The sequence below is a fragment of the Chitinophaga arvensicola genome (assembly GCF_900110835.1).
GTDB lineage: Bacteria > Bacteroidota > Bacteroidia > Chitinophagales > Chitinophagaceae > Chitinophaga > Chitinophaga arvensicola.
On sequence record NZ_FOJG01000002.1, the window covers coordinates 829488 to 848835 of the forward strand.

Annotated in this window: 16 protein-coding genes; 6 read left to right on the forward strand and 10 right to left on the reverse strand. The window is 48.3% G+C overall.

Going from position 1 to position 19348, the window contains the following annotated elements:
* Positions 1-188 precede the first annotated feature (188 nt).
* Positions 189-947 (forward strand): ferritin-like domain-containing protein, encoded by a 759-nt coding sequence (locus tag BMW79_RS20785; RefSeq protein WP_089897700.1) that lies wholly within the window; start codon positions 189-191, stop codon positions 945-947.
* Here the strand turns inward: BMW79_RS20785 and BMW79_RS20790 are convergent.
* Positions 916-1605: a GNAT family N-acetyltransferase gene (locus BMW79_RS20790; RefSeq protein WP_089897702.1), complete on the reverse strand. Its 690-nt coding sequence runs from the start codon at positions 1603-1605 to the stop codon at positions 916-918. The two genes, BMW79_RS20785 and BMW79_RS20790, sit on opposite strands and share 32 nt — an antisense overlap.
* Positions 1606-1644: 39 nt before the next feature.
* Positions 1645-3918, reverse strand: a complete 2274-nt coding sequence (locus BMW79_RS20795; protein ID WP_089897704.1) for an ATP-binding cassette domain-containing protein — start codon at positions 3916-3918, stop codon at positions 1645-1647.
* Positions 3919-4158: 240 nt separating this feature from the next.
* Here BMW79_RS20795 and BMW79_RS20800 point away from each other — a divergent pair, with 240 nt between their 5' ends.
* Entirely contained in the window at positions 4159-4917 is a 759-nt protein-coding gene (locus BMW79_RS20800; RefSeq protein ID WP_089897707.1) for an SDR family NAD(P)-dependent oxidoreductase, read from the forward strand.
* Positions 4918-4992: 75 nt separating this feature from the next.
* Here the strand turns inward: BMW79_RS20800 and BMW79_RS20805 are convergent, their stop codons facing one another.
* The gene (locus BMW79_RS20805; RefSeq protein ID WP_089897709.1) at positions 4993-5796 is read right to left on the reverse strand and encodes a 3-keto-disaccharide hydrolase; all 804 of its coding nucleotides are present in this window, start codon (positions 5794-5796) and stop codon (positions 4993-4995) included.
* 125 nt (positions 5797-5921) lie between these two features.
* Positions 5922-8366 (reverse strand): TonB-dependent receptor domain-containing protein, encoded by a 2445-nt coding sequence (locus tag BMW79_RS20810; protein WP_089897711.1) that lies wholly within the window; start codon positions 8364-8366, stop codon positions 5922-5924.
* Positions 8367-8615: 249 nt separating this feature from the next.
* Here BMW79_RS20810 and BMW79_RS20820 point away from each other — a divergent pair, with 249 nt between their 5' ends.
* Together BMW79_RS20820 and BMW79_RS20825 are read left to right on the forward strand one after the other, a co-directional pair.
* Complete coding sequence (locus tag BMW79_RS20820) at positions 8616-9734, forward strand: sensor histidine kinase (protein ID WP_245752620.1); 1119 nt, start codon at positions 8616-8618, stop codon at positions 9732-9734.
* A gap of 13 nt (positions 9735-9747) precedes the next feature.
* On the forward strand, positions 9748-10497 hold the full coding sequence (locus BMW79_RS20825; RefSeq protein ID WP_089897714.1) for a LytR/AlgR family response regulator transcription factor: 750 nt from the start codon (positions 9748-9750) through the stop codon (positions 10495-10497).
* Between the two features lie 89 nt (positions 10498-10586).
* Here the strand turns inward: BMW79_RS20825 and BMW79_RS20830 are convergent, their stop codons facing one another.
* Complete coding sequence (locus tag BMW79_RS20830; protein ID WP_089897716.1) at positions 10587-10976, reverse strand: hypothetical protein; 390 nt, start codon at positions 10974-10976, stop codon at positions 10587-10589.
* Positions 10977-11194: 218 nt separating this feature from the next.
* On the opposite strand from BMW79_RS20830, the gene BMW79_RS20835 reads away from it, so the two are divergent.
* Complete coding sequence (locus BMW79_RS20835; protein ID WP_143059233.1) at positions 11195-13186, forward strand: sensor histidine kinase; 1992 nt, start codon at positions 11195-11197, stop codon at positions 13184-13186.
* Positions 13176-13811 (forward strand): response regulator transcription factor, encoded by a 636-nt coding sequence (locus BMW79_RS20840; protein ID WP_089897721.1) that lies wholly within the window; start codon positions 13176-13178, stop codon positions 13809-13811. Before BMW79_RS20835 ends, BMW79_RS20840 begins: the two co-directional genes overlap by 11 nt.
* Positions 13812-13814: 3 nt before the next feature.
* Here BMW79_RS20840 and BMW79_RS20845 read toward each other — a convergent pair whose 3' ends face one another.
* The 5 genes from BMW79_RS20845 to BMW79_RS20865 form a co-directional block, all read right to left on the reverse strand.
* Positions 13815-14684 carry a glycerophosphodiester phosphodiesterase family protein gene (locus BMW79_RS20845; protein WP_089897723.1) on the reverse strand — a complete coding sequence of 290 codons (870 nt, stop codon included), beginning with the start codon at positions 14682-14684 and terminating at the stop codon, positions 13815-13817.
* A gap of 265 nt (positions 14685-14949) precedes the next feature.
* Entirely contained in the window at positions 14950-16470 is a 1521-nt protein-coding gene (locus BMW79_RS20850) for an ATP-binding protein (protein ID WP_089897725.1), read from the reverse strand.
* Positions 16467-17186, reverse strand: a complete 720-nt coding sequence (locus BMW79_RS20855) for an eCIS core domain-containing protein (protein ID WP_089897727.1) — start codon at positions 17184-17186, stop codon at positions 16467-16469. The genes BMW79_RS20850 and BMW79_RS20855 overlap by 4 nt, the downstream gene beginning before the upstream one ends.
* Positions 17187-17192: 6 nt before the next feature.
* Entirely contained in the window at positions 17193-17963 is a 771-nt protein-coding gene (locus BMW79_RS20860) for a ParA family protein (protein ID WP_089897729.1), read from the reverse strand.
* A gap of 7 nt (positions 17964-17970) precedes the next feature.
* Positions 17971-19344 (reverse strand): vanadium-dependent haloperoxidase, encoded by a 1374-nt coding sequence (locus BMW79_RS20865; RefSeq protein WP_218150394.1) that lies wholly within the window; start codon positions 19342-19344, stop codon positions 17971-17973.
* Positions 19345-19348: the final 4 nt, after the last annotated feature.

Below are 19348 nucleotides of genomic sequence, written 5' to 3' on the forward strand. Positions count from 1 at the left end.
CTGAAATTTATTCCGGAATATCCGATGTGGCAGGCTACATCAGTAACTCATCGTTTTCTTATCTATCTCCCTAAAAAGTACAGAATGTGATAAATTATCACTTACTTTGCAATACAAAGTACTTTCCAAATAACAAATCCGGGGTTCCTGAAGCCCCCCGGACATCTTATACCCAAAAATCCCTGATCATGTATTCCAATAAACAATGGATCGATTACTTCGCGCATAATGCACAACAGGAGCGGATCAACTGGCAGCTCCCGGCAACCCTTACCCCTTCAGAAAGAAAAAACATCCTGAAATCCCTCCAGGCATGGCAGCTCGGCGAAACCTCCGACGGCTCCCACCTTATCCGGGCGACGGAAATATATGCAAGGAAATTACAGGATCCCGACTACGTGATCCCTATCAAACAGTTTATCTGCGAAGAGCAGAAACATGGCAATAACCTCGGCAGGTACCTGGATGCTATTGGCGAAAAGAGGATTAAAAAAGACTGGGGAGATACGCTATTCAGAAAGGCACGGTATTTCAACAGCAGCCTCGAAATATGGACAATCACAGTATTGGTTGTGGAAAGTACCGCACAGGTATTTTACCAGTCGCTTAAAGACGCTACGGAATGCCAGCTGCTGCAACAGATCTGCACAGACATCCTGATTGATGAAGCGGCCCATATCCGCTTCCAGGTAGAACGGCTGGCGGCAATGCTTCAGGGGAAAAGCATTACTGCCAGGGCGTTCAGGGCATTGTTATACAAATGCTGCTTTGTTTTCACGACCAGCCTGGTATGGTTTGCACACCGGCAATTGTTCCGGGCAGGCGGTAACACATTCAGTAGTTATCTCCGGAAAATGACTTATAAATACCGGAAGATCTTCCGGCAAATTCTACCGGTTCATACTCCATTTACCACTATGGCTGCTTCTTCACCCGGTGGAAGCTGATGACGCGGCGCTGTGCAAAGCCCATGTGTTCATATAAACGGATGGCCCGTTCATTCGATAAAGCCACATGCAGGAAAGAAGTAATGCCATTACCGCCCTGCTGATGACATAACCGGGTGATCAGTTTCTGCGCGTAGCCACGACCCGTAAAATCCGGATGCGTGCAAATTGCGCTTAACTCTGTAAACCCGGTCATCCGCATCCGCTCGCCTGCCATGGCCACCAGCCGGCCTTCCTGGCGGATGCCATAATAATTCCCCAGCAGGCGCGTATCCGGCTTGTAATAACCTGGCTGAATACTGTTGATCAGTGTATACATATCGTCGGCGTCTTCCGGCCCCAATAACGATACCAGTTCCGCATCCGCCGCCGTCAAAGGCGCCGGTAATCCGGTGAGCAACATCTGTGCACAGGGCAGTTCATTTTCAACGGTCCAGCCTTCCGGTAAAACCGGTAGTTCCCCGATGATAAAAAATGATTCACCTGGTGTTATCCGGTTGTCCAATGCGGCTATGCTGCTGTTGTTGGTGGTTTCCACCGCTATAAAAGGGAGTACCTCCTGCGGGTATCTTTTTGCGGATGCAGTTCCCTGCGCAAAATGGGCATGTTCACTCGTTAACGCACCCCAGGCAGGATTGTCTAAAATGGTTTCCTTCATATGTCTAAATTATGTATTTCTTCTCAGAAATACACCGCGCTAACGCGCATGAATATACTTTTTCAGGAAGATGCCCGTCAGCGAGTTCTTATCGTTGATCAATGCTGCCGGCGTTCCTTCAAATACCACTTTACCCCCATCACGCCCGGCGCCCGGTCCCATGTCAATGATCCAGTCGGCCTGACTGATCACATCCAGGTTATGTTCTATGGCGATCACGGTACTCCCGTTGTCTACCAGCCGGTTCAGCAAAGCAATTAAATTATCTACATCTGATAAATGAAGTCCTGTAGTGGGTTCATCCAGGATATAAACATTGCCGGTGTTCTCCAGTTCAGTAGCCAGTTTGATACGTTGCCGTTCTCCGCCCGACAGCGAATCCAGTGGCTGACCAAGGGTGAGGTAATCCAACCCCACTTCATGTAACCGCTGCAACACGTTGACAATATCTTCCTCTGAAAAAAACTGTGAAGCTTCTTCCACATTTAATTTCAATACTTCATCAATACTTTTGCCACGCAGCGTATATCCCAGCACGTTGTCTTTAAACCTGCGCCCCTGGCATACTTCACAGGTGGTTACCACCGCATCCATAAAGGCCAGGTCCATGGAAGTAACACCCAGTCCCTTGCAGGCCGGGCAGGCGCCTTCCCCGTTAGAAGTAAATAACCCCGCGCTCACTTTATTGGCCCTGGCAAACAACGACCGGATCTGATCTGCAATGCCGGTATAGGTAGCCGGATTGGAGCGTACCGAACCTGCCAGTGCATGTTGATTGATACAGACTATATCCGGATACAAACGTGGCAATACGCCGTTTATCAGGCTGCTTTTCCCGGAACCTGCCACGCCGGTTACCACTGTAAACACTCCTTCCGGGATATCTACACTAACCTTTTGCAGGTTATGCAACGTGGCATTGCGGACCTTCAAACTCCCTGCCGGCTTGCGTAGCGTTTCCCGGAGGGCGGGTTGCCTTCTTAACCCTATGCCGGTCAACGTACCCGATTTCATCAATCCTTTCACGGTACCTTCGTAAACAATTTCACCGCCATGCTTACCGGCGCCGGGGCCCATATCAATAATATGATCTGCAATAGTGATCACATCCGGATCATGCTCCACTATCAACACCGTATTGCCTTTATCCCGGAGACTTTGCATCAGTACATTCAACTGATGCACATCCCGTGCATGCAATCCTGTACTGGGTTCATCGAAAATATACATCATGTCGCACAGACTGCTACCGAGGTGACGCACCATTTTTACCCGCTGTGATTCACCACCGGATAAAGTAGATGTTTCCCGGTTGAGGCTCAGATAACCCAATCCTATGCCTTCCAGGTGCGTTAACCGTTCAATGATAGCCGCCACCATAGTTTGTGCAGCAGCTTCTTTGATACGACCTATTTCCTTTATCAGATCGCTTACCTGCAAAGCGGCATTTTCCGCGATATTCTTTCCGTGAATCTTACAACTCAGCACCTTTTCATTCAACCGCGCGCCCTTACACGCCGGGCAAGGGCCTTTGGTCACTACCTGTCGCATGGCCGGCTGCAAACTCTTTTTACTATCTTCCGGATCCGTATCCAGGAAACGTTTATTAAAACGGGTTATTACGCCTTCATACTTTGCAGAAGGCCACCAACCGGCCTTCGGGCTTTTAGGCTTTATTTCCTCCTGGTACAGCAGTAATTGCCATTCCTCTTCCGTGTAGTCCTTTAATTTTTTATCGTTATCAAAATACCCGGAAAGTACAAAGCGTTTCCACAACGCCGAGCCAGGGGCAAAAGCAGGAAACAGGATCGCCCCTTCATTCAGTGATTTACTCCGGTCGAACAATTTTTTTATATCTACCGCCGTCACTGTTCCGAGGCCATCGCATACCGGACACATTCCTTCCGGATGATTAAAGGAAAAGATATTGGAATAACCGATAAACGGCTTGCCTATACGCGAATACAGCAGGCGCAGCAGGGAATAGATATCTGTAATGGTACCCACGGTAGAGCGCGCGTTACCACGGATCTGTTTCTGATCCACGATGATAGCAGGACTCAGGTTCTGCATCAGGTCAGCGTCCGGTTGCCCGTAATGTGGCAGACGATGCCGGATAAAACTGCTGAAGGTTTCATTCAGCTGACGCTGTGCCTCTGCGGCGATAGTGTCGAATACCAGGGAAGATTTTCCGGAACCGGAAACGCCCGTCAATACCGTGATTTTCTTCTTGGGTATACTTACGTTGATATTGCGTAGATTATTCTCCCGCGCGCCTTTTATTATGATCTGATCTTTTTTACCGGATTGCATACATGGATAGTATTAGATGGTTAACACGATTGCCAACCCATCAACAATAATGATGCAAAAAAAATCGGGTAACGATATTTCATATATCTTACCAAAACGTTAAAAGGGCTGGTCGTCTCCCACACAAGTTGTACCTTTGCCATACAAAAAACAGACCCTCCTGTTTATCTCCCACCGCCGCTGTAAAGGCTTACAGCCCATTGCCCCGTATTGAATCATTCAAAATAAAAATATAGCAATATGAAACGACTGGAAAACAAAGTAGCCCTTATTACGGGCGGAGCAGGAAGCATCGGACAGACGACCGCTAAATTATTTATTGAAGAAGGTGCAAAAGTAGTATTGGTTGACCTCGATGAAGCAGCACTGAAAAAAGTAACCAGCGAATTGGGTGATCAGGCCGCTTATGTAGCCGCCAATGTCACCGTAGCAGCAGATGTGGAAAGATACGCCAAAGAGGCCGTGAAGAAATTCGGTAAAATCGACATTTTCTTTAACAATGCCGGTATTGAAGGAGTAGTAAAACCCATCACTGAATTCCCGGAAGATATATTTGATAAGGTAATGGCCGTAAACGTGAAAGGTGTTTTTCTCGGCTGTAAATATGTGTTACCCGAAATGAAAGACGGCAGCAGCATGATCATTACTTCTTCTGTAGCTGGACTGGGCGCTTCGCCTAATTTTGTGGCCTACACCACCAGTAAACATGCGACCCTCGGTATCATGAAAACGGCAGCTCTTGAAGCAGCGCCGAGGAAGATCCGTGTAAACAGCATACATCCGTCACCGGTAGACAACCGTATGATGCGTTCTATCGAAGAAGGATATGAACCAGGCAAAGCAGCCGATATGCAGAAAACATTTGCCGCTGGCATTCCCCTGGGAAGATATGCGGCGCCGCTGGAAATCGCTAAACTCGTGTTGTTCCTCGGTTCTGACGACAGTCAGTTTATTACCGGTGCGCAATATGTGATCGATGGCGGTTCTTCTGCCAAATAACCCGGATAACTGATCCTACAATAAAAAAGCGGTTTCCCCTAAAAAGGAAACCGCTTTTTCATGTATGCGTGACCGTTATTTTTCCAGGTTGAGTATCTCTATCTTCCTGAAATCTACCGGCTGGCCTTCACTTTGCAAGGCGATAAAGCCTTTGGACAACAGCTTCCCGTCTATCTTGATGGCCGGATCGTAGTTGGTAACTACACCGCCGCCAATCTGTGGTTTGGAATACTGCAATACCGTATCGCCGTTAATGATATGCGTGATCAGTGAGTCTCCCAGCACAATCAGTTCTCCCCTCACCCATTGTTCGCCTTCATATGTTTTAGAGGAAGACTCTATACAATGCTGCGGATCCAGTTTGCCTTTGTACACCACATTGGTGCCCGGAGAACACATGTTACCGGTGGGTCTGGCATTTCCATCACCCAAACCCGCCAGTAGCTGCATTTCTACAGAAATAGGCCAGTCCTGCTCTTTGGGCATGGTACGCGGATCCTGGGAATGAAACATTACACCACTATTCAGCAACGTATACTCAGGAGCAGAAGGATACCATTTGCCGACAAACCGGTATTCAAATTTGAGGTGGTAATGTGAAAAAGGTTCTTTATAATACAAGTGGCCAAACTGATCATTAAAATCGCCGTACTGGTCGTACCGCACTTTAATCACGCTATCTTCCACCCGGAAAGTATTTCCGAAGTTTTCACCTACTTCATGGTGGTGAATTTTTACGATCCAGTCGTTCATATCCTTCCCATTAAACAGGGACACCCATTCGGGTTTCTTTTCCGCTTGTTTGTTTTCATTGCAGGATACGCCGGCAGCCAGCAGGGCTATGAGTAACAGTTTACGTGAAATAAAGGTCTTGTTCATATCTGTTGCTAAATTAATTTTTCATTTCGTGGTGGTATGGCGGTTAAAATAGAATAAAACAGATAGAAAAGTAAAAAAACTATTTGGCCGGTAATACATGATAGCTAGATAATGCTGCGGCGGCCTTATTTCCTGACCCTGTTCCGTTCTTCCGGCTCGGCACGTTGCTGCCGCTGGGCGCTGTTTCCAAAGGATTTTGTCCAGGTAAGTTTAAAGATCTGTGCTTTCCCCGGCTCCGGATGAAAGGTCACCTTGCTATTCAGATTGAACGCTTCTTTGGTGAGTGTCCCGAAATAACTATCGATCGCCGTAGTACGAAATATATCCGTTACCGTTAGTTGCAGACTGCCGCCGTTCTTTTTTAATGTCTTTTTGACACCCATATTCACCGCACCAAATCCATCCACTTCCCGGGAGCCATCATAGGAAGCGCTGTTGTACCAGCCGGACAATTCCAGTGAGAAACGGGCGGGCAGCCGGAAAGTAGTGCTGAAATTAGCGTTGTAGGCAATATAGGCTTTCTCCACCGGCAGCACGGTATAGTCCAGCTTAAACCGCCGCCAGCTGCCGGTAAGCCCGAAACTCATCTCCCACCATTCCTTTACTTTCCAGGGGGCCAGCAATTGCAGTGATACATTATCCTGGAAGATCAGGTTTTGTGGCGACACCACAATCACCTCGCCCGTGGGATTGGCGGTGATCTGGTACCGGGCCATGGGATACTGGTCCCTGCTAAACAGCAGGGAAGCTGCATATCCTTTATACTGATAACCCAGTTTCAGGTTATTGGTGATGGTGGGTTTCAGCATCGGGTTGCCTGTTTCCACAGAAGTAGGCCCTGTGTACAACACGAAAGAAGCCAGGTCATTATAGGCCGGACGGCTGATCCGTTTGGTGTAAGACAGCTGCCATTCTGATATGGTATTCACTTTCCACGAAAGGAATATACCTGGGAAAAAGGCACTCAGCGGGCGGTCGGTGATAAGCTGTTTCTTTCCGGGATCCGTCATCTGCGTATGGGAATATTCATACCTCACACCGGCTACCAGTTGCAGCGACGGGCGTATTTGCGCTTCCAATGAACCATACACCGCCCCGATACCTTCTTTCAACAGCATATCTGTGGCGGCAGCGGAGCTAACCACCCAGGTACTGTCCAGGAAGCTTTCTATCCGCGAGGCACTGCCGGTGCGGGTGTAGGTACCTTTTATACCGCCTTCTATTTTTATTTTGGGAGATAACTGCCGGCTATAGTCCATTTTTAATACGCCTACCTGGATCATGGTGTTGGAAAAGCTCCGCTGCAGTGGAGAAAAAAGCGTGTCATTCGTTTCCGGGGGGTGTCCCTCACTATCCAGGAAAGTGCTGTAGGCGGAGGAGGGCCGGTTATTTTTATAATACAGGTAATCCAGGTCGAACCGCAGCTGCTCCCCCTCGCGGATTTTTCTGTCGGCATAAAAAGAAACGCCGGCATTGGTCCAGCGGTTATCTCCATTGATGGTGGCGTGCTGCACATAATCCTTCCCCGTTGCTATATGATATTCGCCATAGTTCACCGTTTGCTCATTAACTGCACTGTAGTTGAAGTTCAGGTTACCGCCAATCGTTGTGCGGGGCGATAACCGTGTATCGGCGCCAACACTGAGATTATGACTGTTATTCACCGGTTTGATCACACTCAGGAAATACGAGGAAGCATGGCCACCGAGCAAGGGCACTTCATCTGTAGCCGGGGAAGACCAGTCGTAGTAAGTTCTGTCGTGAGAAAATGAATAATTACCATACAGGCCTGTATTGCCGATGGTACGTGCCAGATTCGCGCTGGCGGCGGCTTTCTCTCCATACCCATAGCCACCGGTCACCGAAAAGTTACCGGGGTCCCGGTTTCGCTTTATCACGATATTGATCATACCGGCATTACCCGCTGCTTCATATTTGGCGGGTGGTGTACTCAGCAATTCTATTTTCTCAATGTCATTGGCGGTCATTCCCTGCAGATAAATCATCAGCTGATCGGCCGACATCCGCAGCAGTTTGCCGTTGAGCATCACCGTCACCCCGCTTTTTCCATTCAGCGCAATACCGTTGTTCCGCCGGTCCACATACACACCGGGGGAGCGTTCCAGCAACTCCAGGGCAGAACTGCCTTTCGTAAGGATACTGTTTTCTACGTTGATGACGGTACCGAATACCTGTTGCTGAAAAAGCGGCTTCTCTGCACGCACCACTACTTCACCCAATTGCTGTGTATTGCGGAGCAGTACCTGGTTAGCAAAGGTGGTATCGGCAGATGTGGGACTAACTTCGAACGCCGGTGTTTCTGCGTTTTCATAGCCGATGCTGCCAAACCGCAACCGGTAATTACCCGGAAGAATGCCGCTGATGCGGTATCTGCCATCTTCACCCGTCAATACAGCTTTTACCAGCGAAGTATCGGACTGCCGCAATAACAGCACATTGGCAAATGGAACCGGCGTTCCGGCGGCTGTTACCAGTTTACCGCTTACCTGGGCACCTGCATCAGAGAGAAAAGCAAAGAGCCAGAAGGCCAGAAATAATAAGTAGTTCATATGCAAGGATTACTCCGGCAAAGAAAGGCCGGGCAGCCTGCCGGGAAAAACCGGAATGACGTCCGGCGGCAGAAAATTGATGAAGTACCCAAAAGAAGCGCTATTCGTTCAAAAACCGCTGTAATGGGCGCAATCCACCTTTCAGCAACCGGCAGATGCAGGTGGTCAGTTATTTCGGACCGTTGGTATAGTACGCCAGCAGAATCGGCAAAATCTGCCTATCTTTAGTTACAGGTAATTTATTATATCTTGAATACAATATCTGGCCGCAACTGGCTGCTAAAATATAAACTTTACCACATCCCCTTCTGGTGTATTTACCATTACCTCTGGTGGGTAGTGGCAATGGGAAACCCTGTGAAGGCGGCCAACAACATTATCCTTTTCCCTTATACCATCAAGTTTGCTTTCTATGTTATCTTTCAGGCAACCGCAGTATATTTCAATCTTTATTACCTGATTCCCAAATACCTCGAAAGAGGCAGGTATACGCTTTATTTCGCAGTGCTGCTGCTGACAACCATCAGCACTGCTTCCATAATTGTTGGAGGGTATTACCTCAGTTCAGCCGTGTCAGGCAAAACATTTGAACAACTCTTCGGGACCGGAACGGACAACTATTGCTTCTTCCACTTCTTTGGGAGCGCGCTCCCCTCTACCCTGGCCAGCATGACACTGGGCATGAGTATTAAACTTACCCGCGACTGGCTCCAGACAAAAAGAAGGCAACAGCTGCTGGAAAAAGAAAAACTGGAAACGGAACTGAATTTTCTGAAGAATCAGTTTAACCCGCATTTCCTTTTCAACACCATCAATTCCATCTTTTTCCTGATCCATAAAAACCCCGACATGGCTTCCGCTTCGCTGGCGAAATTCTCGGAACTACTGCGGTACCAGCTATATGAGTGCAACGACAAACAGATTGCGCTGAATAAAGAAATCGGCTACCTGGAAAACTCCATCGAACTGGAAAAACTCCGGCTGAACAACAATGTAAAGGTCAGTTTTGATTACCAGCGGCAACCCATGGCGCACCTGAGTATTGCCCCTTTTATATTGATGACTTTTGTAGAAAACGCTTTCAAACACGTGTCCAAACATGCGGATGAACCCAACTGGATCAGGATTCAACTTGTGCTGGAAGAGCAACAGCTGCTGTTTACCGTTGCCAACAGCACGGCTGCTGATGAGTATCAGCCACCGCTGATAGACTACGGCGGCATCGGGCTGAAAAATGTGCAGCGGAGGCTGGATCTCGTATATCCGGGACAGTATGACCTGGATATCAGGCGGGAAAACAACTGCTTTGAGGTGATCCTGCAACTGCAATTAATGGAACAGGTAGTACCACAATTGATCTCCACCTAAAAATGCCGTTATTATGATAAAGTGTATCATCACAGACGACGAACCATTGGCGCGGGAAGGCATTGCCAGCTACGTGAAAGAAGTGGATTTCCTTCACCTGACGGGCATCTGCGAAAACCCTGTTGAACTGGTGAACCTGCTCAAGCAACATCCGGCGGATCTCCTTTTCCTCGATATACAGATGCCAAAACTGAGCGGCATAGATTTTCTGAAAATGGTACAACATCCGCCCATGGTGGTGATCACTACGGCTTTCCCGGAATATGCACTGGAAGGATTTCAACTCAATGTACTGGACTACCTGCTAAAACCGGTTACTTTCGACCGGTTCTTCAAAGCCGCTACCAAGGCCCGGGATTATCATCAGCTGATGAACCCCGCCGCAAAAGCGGAAGCGCCGCCGCCTGACCCGGAAGCTGATTATTTCTTTATCAAATGCGGTACCCGGTATGAAAAAATACAGGTAGAAGATATCCTGTTTGTGGAAGGTATGCAGAACTATAGCAGCATTTATACGAAAAAGGGAAAGTACATGACCCTGTTGTACCTGAAAAACCTGGAACAGCAACTACCGGCGCAATCCTTTATCCGCGTTCATAAATCTTACATCGTAGCGGTCAATAAAATAGACAGCATCCAGGGAAATGAGATCTGTATACAATCCCATCAGATCCCGATCAGCCGTAATTACAGGGAATCTGTTATTCAGCAGGTGGTGATGCGTAAATTATGGGATAAGGTGAGCCGGCCGCCATTGCCGTGAACAACCGGGCATTATCATCTCTCTATACACATAACAAAAAGCCCCCGGATCTCTACGATCAGGAGGCTATCTATATCGGGATTACTATATTAGAAATTGTAGGAAGCATGTCCGGAAAGCACCGTACCAGCTGAGGTACCTTCTGCTTTCACCTGACCGTCTACCAGGATCTGCACTTTGAGGGTAGCAGATGAATTAGCGGAAGTACCGGTAACACCTGCATTCAAGGTCAGTGTACCAGCAGGCACCGTTACTTCAGGGCTGGTCCAGGTGGACCCACTGAGGTTGGATAAAGTGGTGATCTGGGTATCATAACCATAAACAGCTACAGATAATACTGCATCTGAAGAACCGATCGCTTTAAAAACTACCTTGTGAGAAGTAGAGGATGGTCCGTCGTTTTTGTCATCTTTCTTGCAGGCTGCAAACAATGTGGCTATCATCAAAGCCGGGAACAAAATTTTTCTGAGTATTTTCATAATTCCAAATTAAAATGCCTACTCTTAAATGCACAGTTTTCGGCTTCCCTGTATTGCTACTTAATATAGGTGGTTAAAATTTAAACGGCATTGCCGCAAAATTACCGCTGGTTAAGTCTCCTCACAATACCTGCAATTCATGATTTATTTCTACCTGTTTTCAGGTATTTTTGCCTCCGTATAACCCGGTATCCGGATTTGTTTTATATTTTTCCATCATGAAAAGATTACCTGTTCTGTTATTGTTGCTGATAACCGGCAGCTGGTGTGCCGCGCAAAACATGTCAGTGAATGAAAAAAATTTTACGGATAGCCTGGAAAGCGTATTACGGTATGCAGCATCCGACAGTATCCGCGCCAGGGCGCACTTCTCGCTATCGGAATACTGGTCTGTAAAGGATACTGTGAAGTCTGTACAAAACCTGGAAAAAGGCAAACAATACATTCATAATAACCCGTTCCTGCTGGCACTTTCTTATTTCTATGAGGCGCGTACACTCGCGAAATCGCACCCGGAAAAAAGCCAGGCAGACTTTATGAAAGCGGATACTTTGCTAAGTCCGTTTAAAACACGCGAAGCCTATACCTACCGCGCGAGGGCCTGGTACAGCTATGGCGCCATCGGGCAGGGAAAGGATGAGAATAAAGCTTTTGCAGATATCATCCTGAACAAGGCCATTCCGCTGGCACAGCAATCGGGCGATCAGACCGAGGTGGGAAAAAACTTCCTGGCATTAGCACTGGTATTTAAGAACGCTGCGCAATATGATAAAGCCACCACTTATCTGCTGGAGGCGATTGAAACTTTCAGAAACGGTCATTCCCCCGATCTGGAGCTGGGCACAGCCTGGCATACCCTGGCAGAGAATTATTCCTTGTCAGGTCAGAATGCGAAAGCCCGTCCCGCATTAGACAGTGCGTGGAAATTCCTGGCTGCTTATCCGGACTCAGAACCGGTACTCGATTATTACGCCGCAGAAGGCATGTATTTTACGTTGGAAGGGAAGTACAAAAACGCCTTATCCAGCCTTGACAAAGGCATTCAACTGGCCCGCAAAAAAGGATTACGGTATGATGAACAACGCCTGCAGATGCAGCAATTCTATGCTTACTTCAACGACAATAATTTTGTAAAAGCAAAAGAAATGGCCACACTGCTGATGCAGCAGGAAGAAATGATGCGGCTTGCCGGCAACCGCGTGCAACTGTTCTACGGCATGGCCCTCACCTGTGAAAACCTACACGAGATGGGCCCCGCGTATCAGTGGATGAAACGCTACAGCGAACTGAGCGACAGTATTTCCCAGAGCAGGCTGAAAAACGATGTACACGCCATGGAAATAAAATATCGCAACGCTGAAAAGCAACAGGAAATAAATGCACTCAAAGCAAAAAATACACAGGAAACCCTTTCCGCCAGAAATGCCCGGCTGGTGAACTGGTTACTGGGAGCCGCAATCCTCATCCTGGCCGTGATACTCCTGTTCGCCCTGTTTGTTTACCGCAGCAAAAAGAAGCTGCTGGCACAAAAAGAACTGAGCCACCGTCAACAGCTTCACGAAATTGAGCAACAGCAACAATTGCAATTCAGCCAGGCAGTAATACAAGGAGAAGAGCAGGAAAGACGGCGCCTCGCGCGGGATCTGCACGATGGCCTGGGCGGAATGCTGGCCGGCGCGAAAATCAATCTCTCCGCACAAATGGAAGAAACCTCCTCTCCTGATCAACGCCTCGAACTGGAAAAAGTGACCCGCCAACTGGATCATTCTGTTACAGAACTACGCCGCATTGCACACAACATGATGCCCGTCAATCTGCTGAAATTCGGATTAAAAACCGCGCTGAAAGACCTTTGTGAATCGCTCATCAGCGATACCACCCATATCAGCTTCCAGGACCTGGGATTCGAAGAAAGCCTCCGGGAAGAAGTACAGATCCATATCTACCGCATCGTACAGGAACTGTTGTCAAATGCCGTGCGTCATGCCAATGCCACCAACATCATCCTCCAATGCAGCCAGCACGAACACATCTTTTTTATCACCCAGGAAGATAATGGCAAGGGATTTGACCTTCAGGCTGCAGCTAATAAAAAAGGCATCGGCTTAAGCAATATCCGGAACCGCGTAGGATTTCTCAAAGGGAAAATGGATATCGACTCCGTTGTCAATGAAGGCACCACCATAAATATTGAATTACATGTTGACTGATTCCGCCACACTGGCGATTGTAGACGATCATCCGATTGTACTGGAAGGGTTGCAGCGACTGCTGAGTAATGTAAAAGGCATCACCATTTCCGGTTGCTTTACAACCGGTACCGCGTTTATGTCTTTCTTAAAAGAAAATAAGGTAGATGTACTGTTACTCGACATCACACTGCCGGATGTAAACGGGATTGATCTGTGTAAGGAAGTAAAATCGTTGTCGCCCGACACCCACGTACTGGCGCTGAGTAATCACGCTGAACGCAGCATGATCCTCCAGATGATCCAGCACGGCGCTACGGGATACCTCTTAAAGAACATCTCTTCTGAAGAACTCATTGCCTGTATCCGGGAAGCGCTCAGTGGTATGATCACTTTTAGTAAGGGCGCCAGGGAAATCATGGCCCGGCCTTCTGTTACTGAATTGAAAGGAATACCGCAACTGACGCGGCGGGAGAAAGAAATACTTCACCTGATCTCAGACGGTAAAACCACCCCCGACATTGCGGCGCAACTAAATCTTAGTCCGCTTACAGTGGAAACACATCGTAAAAATCTCATCCAGAAATTCCAGGTAAAAAATATGGCGGCCCTTATAAAGATAGCCGCCCAGCAAGGTTTAATATAGCCGTTACCGGTGTAGACCCTTTTTTCGCAGGTATGCCAGCAGCTTTTCAGGATAGTTTGTCTGAATGGCGTTGGCAAAGGAAGCATCGCGACGCAGCTGATCAAAGCCGGCATCTTCCTGCACCTCTTCCAGTTTATCATATTTTCCGAGCGCATTCATCCAGATACGTGTGCCCTGGCTTGTAATTTGTTGCGCCAGTGAATCTGAATAGAAAGAAGCATCTGCATGAATAACCGGGAAAGCGCCTTGTCTTGCCGCGATCTGCTGGATCTCGGCTACTTCTGCCACGCTATGCGCACGGGGCATTACCGGGATCTTCCGGTTCCAGCCATACAGATCCGGCGCGAGATGGTGATCATAAATAAAGAAAAGCACCTGGTCTTCCATGCCCTGTGCAGCAATCTGCGAAAAAGCCTGGCGGAAGGTAGCGGCACTGTCTTCCTTAAAATCCACATCTATCATGATCCTGTTTTTCGCCAGTTGCAACACCTGGTCAAAAGTGGGAATCCTTTCTTTTGTAGGTGCTCCGTTAAACAACAGGGGGAACTGTTGCAATTCAAGGTAGGTATAATCCCTTACCTTACCGGGCTTCCCGGTAGTGCGGGTAATGGTTTCGTCGTGCATGAGTACCAGTATGCGGTCCTTTGTTTCATGCAGATCAATTTCTACGATATCAATTCCCTGCTCAATAGCTTCTTTGATGGCAGCCAGCGAGTTCTCCGGAAATTTGTTATGCGCAGCCCGGTGAGCAGCCACCATAATATGCTGCGGCTGATGATAAAATTCGTTCAGAATAGCATCTACAGGTCTCTTTTCCTGGGCCGACACCGACAGTGCGCCCGCGCATGCAATCAGTAACAATAATCGATTCATTTAGCGTTTATATTTTATAGAGAGATAACGACAATCACCTTTATTCTCTATAAGAGCCTGAAAATATTCAAATACCCTCACACTTTCGCTACTTTATAATTTACTAATGCTACAATTGCTGCCGTTTTAATTCCTTCACGGCATAATAAGTATTTTTCGCCTTTGCGTTACCGTTTATGTTGATCATACGTTAGAGATGAATGGTAACAAGGAAAATAATAAAAATTAAGCATCCGGGGGAATAATTGGTAGGGACGGTCGTCAACTATACAATAAATGATCGCCCTTCCTTGTTCATCTCTTTGCGGATGCCGTTCATCACATCGTCGAGCGTTACCTCGGCGGATTTCCGCTCCAGCGCCTTCAAGCAGGCATATTGTACCACATTGATGATATTGCCGCCGGTAATTTCGTACTTCTTTACTTTACCTGGAATATCGTCCTGCAACGTTACATTTGGTGGGAATGTTTTTTGCCAGATAGCGGCTCTCTCCCTTTCTCCCGGCACCTGGAATTGTATGATGGCATTGAAACGCCGGATAAAAGCGTCATCAATATTATTCTTCATATTGGTAGCCAGTATCACCAGGCCGTTAAAATCTTCGATACGCTGCAGCAGGTAAGATACTTCCTGGTTGGCGTATTTATCGTGCGCATCCCTCACGCTGGTACGTTTCCCAAACAAGGCATCTGCTTCATCAAAAAATATAATCCAGCCCTTGTCACTCGCTTTGGCAAAAAGGGTTTCCAGGTTCTTCTCTGTTTCCCCGATATATTTGGATACCACCATAGACAGATCAATTTTATACACATCCCTGCCGGTATATTTGCCCAGCAAGCTGGCGGTAAAGGTTTTGCCGGTACCGGGAGGACCATAAAACAGTGCGCGGTAGCCTTTTTTCAGCTTATGTTTCATGCCCCAATCATTCATCAGCTGATCGTTGTGGTGCAACCAGGTTTCCAGTTCACGGATCTGTGAGAATACACTTTCGTCCAGTACGAGGTCGTTCCAGCTGAGTTCCGTGGCGATCAGCCGGGCCGGAAAACTCATACTGAAATGGGGTTTCCCTGGTTTTCCTTTTATAAAGAGATTTACATAATCGATGTCCATCATGAGCTTCGCGCTCATCAGCGGTTCTCCTCCCTGCACATCTTCCAGCCATAATATTCTTTTGCGGGCAAATTCATGATCTGGCTCAAACAGCTCCTGAATTTCCAGGCGCCGTTGCCAGTTGGTGTCTGCCAGCAGAAACAGCACTGTTTTCCCCGTAGGTAAAAAACCCCGGAATTGCTTGCCACGCGCACCGCCCAGCTGCTGAAACTCTCCACCATTCGGCAGGAATTGAAAAACCGCCGTATCGAACAATTCAGGAAGAATGTGTGGCACCAATGCTATCAGCAGCACCGTTAGTTCATCGTCGCTCCAGCTATGCTGCTGCATGGCTTCCGGTCTTACGATCTGCCAGGTAGCACGGTCTGGCACCACCGGCGCATCGGTACTTTCTCTTCCGAAATAGCTACCCAGCCGGTAGTTGATCAGTTGCTGCAGGTAGCGGAGTTCCGGCGCCGTAGCGGTTTCCGGCCTGGCGGTTGATTCCGGGATTTCCACCACTGGCGGTTGAGCCGGGGCTTTATCTGCACGCGGAGGGATGGCAGACGTAGCCTCATTTGCAACGTTGTTGTGGTTATCCGGATTCACAGGCACCTGCTTAGCGGTAGTTTTACTGCTGCTTTTTTGTTTAGCAGTTACTTTTTTCTTTGCTGCCGTACCGTTTATTTTACTCATATTTTTGTTCCTCCTGTTTGCGTATTTTTTGTAGCCGCCCCCTGCTGTACTACATGTGTCAGTTCATGGGCGAGTAAATGTTTTCCTTTACTGGTATCCGGGTTATATTTCCCGGCGTTGAAATAAATATCGTTCTTGTGGGTAAACGCCTGTGCGCCCAGCTCTTTGTTCATTTGTACGGCATCAGCGCCGGTATGGATATTGACATGACTGAAATCTACCCCGAATTTCTGTTGCATTTCGTGTGTGGTATGTGCTCCCATACCGCTGCCTTTACCACTGCTGCCGGTTATCTGTGCCGATAGTTGTGAGGAGGCGGTACCACCGCTACCACCTGCGGCGCCTTCTGATTTCTGCACCTGGCCTTCTTCTTCTTTTTCACAGGAAGCGCATTTACGCTGGATCTCCAGCTTGGTTTGAATGTCTTTATCGCGGCGCATACGGGCATCGTTGGTACCCAGTTTTTCTTCCGCTTCGGAAGTAGCCAGTCTTTGTACGGAACTGATATCCTTCTTCTGCACCACCGGTCCGGCAGCACTGTTGCTACTCACCACCTTATCGGCCACCCCATCGGCTTCCCGTTCAAAAGCGTCGCCGGGGGTATTTACGGATAGTTTTGTCTGAAAGAAAGTACTTTCCTTCTTTTGCTGGATACCGCTGAAAAAAGGCGCTTTTGAGGAAGCGGCAGCGGGTGCGGATTGTTTACTGTCAAACATAACCAACTATTTTATTCTGCTTAAAAAATCTTCGCCCAGTCTCCGGTAATCCTTTGCACCATGTGATGTTTCGTCATAACTAAAAATATCCATCCCTGCCTCCTGGGCTTTGGCAAGCTGGATATTGCTGCGGATATAGGTATCCAGTACTTTACCGGTATATTCTGTTTCCAGTTGTTTCAATACCTGCCGGTTCATGGATTTGCGGTCATCGTACTTTGTTAACACGATGCCGAGTACCTCCAGGTGCTGGTTGAGTTTCTTTTTTATGGTCTCAAAGTGATACATAAAACTGCGAACGCCTTTCAGTGGCAGAAATTCTGCCTGTAGCGGTAGTAATACATAGTCACTGGCTACCAAAGCGTTCACCGTGAGCATACCGATGGCAGGGGGGCAATCGATCAGAATAAAATCGAATTGTGGCAACAGGGGTTTCAGCATCCAGCTGAATACCTGCTCCCTGCCGTACATGCCCACCAGCTCCAGCTCTGCACCGGCCAGATCCAGCGAGGCGGGGATCAGTGGCAGTCCGCAGGAGGAAGTAAGGATTACCTGCGACAGCAACGCTTCTTCTCCCGCAATTTCTTTTTTCAAAGCGGTATACAAATGCTGCGGCGGATCTTCTGCATAACCCAGCGCCTGTGTAAGATTGGCCTGCGGATCTGCATCCACAAGCAGTACTTTCTTCCCCGCGCGTTGTAAGGCAGCAGCAAGATTAATAGCGGTGGTGGTTTTGCCGGAACCTCCTTTCTGAATGGCCAGCGATATAACTGTCATGCGATATTTATAATGTTCCGTTGAAAAAATAAACAGCTTTCTCCCATACGATCTTTCCTATTTTCTGTCCGAGTAATTGTCCCTCCTGGTTGCCGCGTGCAAAATGAATTCCTCCATACAGGCGCGACAGGCCAGCCTGCGACGCAGCTTCTGAAAAAGTGTTCCAACTCAGTGAAATGTCCCTCACCGGGCTTTGCCCGGGCTCTATCAGTGAACCTCCTTTGGGACATAATACCGTAGCGCCAAGCCGGTCGCCACCGGTAAACTGTGTGAGGATATACGCTGCAGCACTACTAAAAGTGCTGTGACCGGAAACATGTTCTGCAAAAGGCGGTGTGATGTGCTGTGGCAACTGAAAAGGTATCCACTCTTCCCCTTTTATTTCTTTGGCGCCTTGTCCGGGGCCGCCCCAGGCCTTGATCATACGGCCCTTATAGAGATAACGCACGGCAGACAACGGGCGCACAGAATCGTAACGCCGTTTGCAATCCCAGCAGGCGATGCTGGCATCCAGGAAGGCATTGCTGAGAGCAAAAAACAGTTTGATATCCTGGTGATTGCAATGTTGATCACGTGCAGAGATATATTGCGCAATCTGGCACCAGTGGCCTGGTGGCGTCACCGTTCCTGGGCCGTCTGACCAGTATTCGGCGATGGCTTTTTGCTGATCGTTCAGACCGGCGCTCAGACCGATGATCTGATCCACCTGTTGCTGAAACTCGCTGCTACCAGGTGGATAAGGAATGGGCGGCCGGAACTGGTCGGCCCGTTGCAGTGCGAAAGGGCGTACCACCGACCAATAGGGTGTCAGGAACTCCTGTATATGAAATTGTCCGTCGCTATCAGTTATTTTCAGTGGTTGCCAGCGGGCAGGATCTTTCAGCATCGCTGGTGTGTTCACTGGTGTATATCCGGTATAATCGGACCAGGCAGGCATATGTAAAGTGCCATAGGCATTGGCACCATCGCCGGAAAAAGCTTCCAGTACAAAGCGGCCTGCCAGGTTGCCGATACCGGCCGCTTTTGTAATATCCAGGGTAGTGTTGGCAGGATCATAGTCCAGTTGCAGCATCATATCATGAAACATCTCTTTGTTCTCCGCAGGCAGGATGAGCCGGAAGAGCGCGGTGAGCACCCGGTAAGCTGCATAGCTATAAGCTTTGCGTTTATACGCAGCTTTATGTTCTTCCTTAGGTCGTTTGATATAACTACGGGTGATCGTACTGATGGCACAGGGATTATAAGCCGTCCAGGCATCGTACATGGCGGTATGCACCATAGCCAGTGCACGGGCGGCCTGTGGAGGCGGAACGGCCGAGTAGCGGATTGCATCCACTGCCAGCTGGTTCCATTGTACTACGAGTGTTGTCGGGGTTGACATATCA